Source organism: Actinomadura sp. 7K534, assembly GCF_004348575.1.
Lineage (GTDB): Bacteria > Actinomycetota > Actinomycetes > Streptosporangiales > Streptosporangiaceae > Spirillospora > Spirillospora livida.
In genome coordinates, this window is the sequence record NZ_SMKB01000444.1 from 1 (window position 1) to 2,140 (window position 2,140).

Below are 2,140 nucleotides of genomic sequence, written 5' to 3' on the forward strand. Positions count from 1 at the left end.
GCCCAGCCCCAGCCCCAATGACAGCGGGCCATCGACCAGGCCCGCGCCGGACGCACCGCGACAGCCGCGCAAGCACCGCCCCTGACCCTCACACCCGCCGCCCCCAGCCGACCTGATGGAGGTTGCATGGCCGAAGCCGGCGCCGAAGAGTTCGCCCAGTTCGGAGCCGCAGCCCTGGACGCCTTCCAAGCGCTCTTCGAGGAAACCGAACACCTCGACCACCGCGGCAACGACGCCCACGCCCGCGAACTCCTCGGCGATCTACTGATCGACCTCATGCACTACGCCCAGCACCGCGGCCTGGAATTCAACGACATCCTCGCCCAAGCCCACGGCCACCACCTCAGCGAAAGCAACAGCCCCGACGTCTACGCCATCGGCTCCACCGTCCAACTCGACGGCCCGGCCGCAGACGAAGCGATCCTGCTGGGCCACCCAACCCGAGGCAGCGTCACCGGCCTCCTCGTCCCCAACGACGGCCCCACCGAGTACTACGTCCACTTCCTCGGCCAAACCCACAACCAGAAGGTCATCGCAGCCGACCTGACACCGGCCCCGCCCTTCCCCGCCACCACCACAACCCAAGGCCTCATCAACGACCCGCTACACGCCGAGGAACTTCTCATCCAGACCATGAGGCGGATCGGCCAAGCCGACATCCAAGGCCTCCGACCACACCAAGACGACCTCAACGATCAGAGAGCCCTGCTGGACGCCCTCGTGGCCTGGAACGACATGGAAAAGCACAACGTCACCGACCTCCTCCTCGCCGAGGTCGCACCCCATCTATCAACGGACGCGCAACAGCCGGCCCCGGATAAGCCGCTCAGCCCGGCGCAGCTCGCCGCGCAAGCCTTCCCCACACCGCTCGCCGAAGGGCTTACCGATCAACTCCCAGCCCCACAGAACACCTCCGAGCATCGTCCAGCCACCCCTGCAGCTCGGCGCCCCGGCCCCGGCCGATGACAGCCCACGTCCCCGACCACCGGTCCAGGCTGGACAGCGACACCCGGAGGTTCCGCTGAAACACCTCTTCAACCACGCCACCCGGCAGATCAAGTCCGCCGACTCACTCCCCGCGCTCCTCGCAGCCGCCTTCATGGGACTGGAACTGATCGGCGACGCCACCACCGTCCTAGCCCAGAACGCCCCCGAGGACGCCTGCCAAACCGCGCTCACCGAAGCCACCGACGCCTGGTGGGCCCTCACCGAAGCACCCACCCTCGCCTGGCCCCAAGCCCCCATGCCCAACACCGAGACCGAAGAACTCGCCACCGCCATCGCCACCCTCGTGCTGGAGGTCACCGAAGCCATCCTCAACGTCGCCTCCAAAACCACCGACCCCGCCGACCGAGTGGCCTGCCTCAAAGCCGTCCACCACGCCGGCCACGTCCACGCCGCACTGAGGTAAGCGGCCCATGAAACATGCCACCACCAGGCCGGTCACCCGCGCCGCTCACGCCCTAAGGGCGTACGAACAGGTCGCCTTCTCCGGAGAACCCTCACTGCTGCAACACGACAGGATCCACACTGAAGCGCTCCTAGCGGCCCTGATCTGCGACCTGGAGCACTACGCCAACCACTACGGCATCGCCTTCTCCAACGCCGTCAGCGCCGGCCGCGCAATCCACGCCGAAGAGAACGCCGACCAGCCCACCTACACACTCGGCGACCAGGTACGACTCACCCGGCAATCCGGCCGCTGCGGCACCATCATCGGCTGGAAGAACCTCGCCCCAGACGACCAGACACACTTCCTCATCGACGTGCCAGGGGTCCCGTTCGTCTACGCCGAAGCGGCCACGCACCTCGCACCAGCGCCACCGTTCCCGCCCACAGCCACCGACCTGGGCACAGTCACCCACGCCAACCAGGCCGCCCAGACCTACACCAGCATCGCGGCCCGGCTCCCATCCACAGCCGAACCAACCCGCCGTGCCCTACAACACGACGCCCATAAGCTCCTCGACGCCCTGAGCTCGTGGAGCGGCATCACCATCACCCAACTCCGCGACGGACTCGCCCCTCCGCCCCAGCGGAAATCGACAACGCAAACCTGACTCCACGCCCAGGGCTCAACACCTGCAACCCGACGAAACGAGCACTTACATGCCCGGCCACCCCGCACACCATCGTCCCC

The 2,140-nt window shown here is 67.4% G+C and carries 3 protein-coding genes; all 3 read left to right on the forward strand.

Going from position 1 to position 2,140, the window contains the following annotated elements; translation table 11 throughout:
* Nucleotides 1–126 precede the first annotated feature (126 nt).
* The 3 genes from E1266_RS36945 to E1266_RS36955 all read left to right on the forward strand — a co-directional run bounded on the left by E1266_RS36945 (nt 127) and on the right by E1266_RS36955 (nt 2,060).
* Nucleotides 127–966 carry a hypothetical protein gene (locus E1266_RS36945; RefSeq protein ID WP_132055190.1) on the forward strand — a complete coding sequence of 280 codons (840 nt, stop codon included), beginning with the start codon at nt 127–129 and terminating at the stop codon, nt 964–966.
* Nucleotides 967–1,099: 133 nt separating this feature from the next.
* The gene (locus E1266_RS36950) at nt 1,100–1,411 is read left to right on the forward strand and encodes a hypothetical protein (protein WP_132055192.1); all 312 of its coding nucleotides are present in this window, start codon (nt 1,100–1,102) and stop codon (nt 1,409–1,411) included.
* Nucleotides 1,412–1,418: 7 nt separating this feature from the next.
* Nucleotides 1,419–2,060, forward strand: coding sequence for a hypothetical protein (locus tag E1266_RS36955; RefSeq protein ID WP_132055194.1), 642 nt, complete (start codon nt 1,419–1,421; stop codon nt 2,058–2,060).
* The last annotated feature ends 80 nt before the right edge of the window (nt 2,061–2,140 follow it).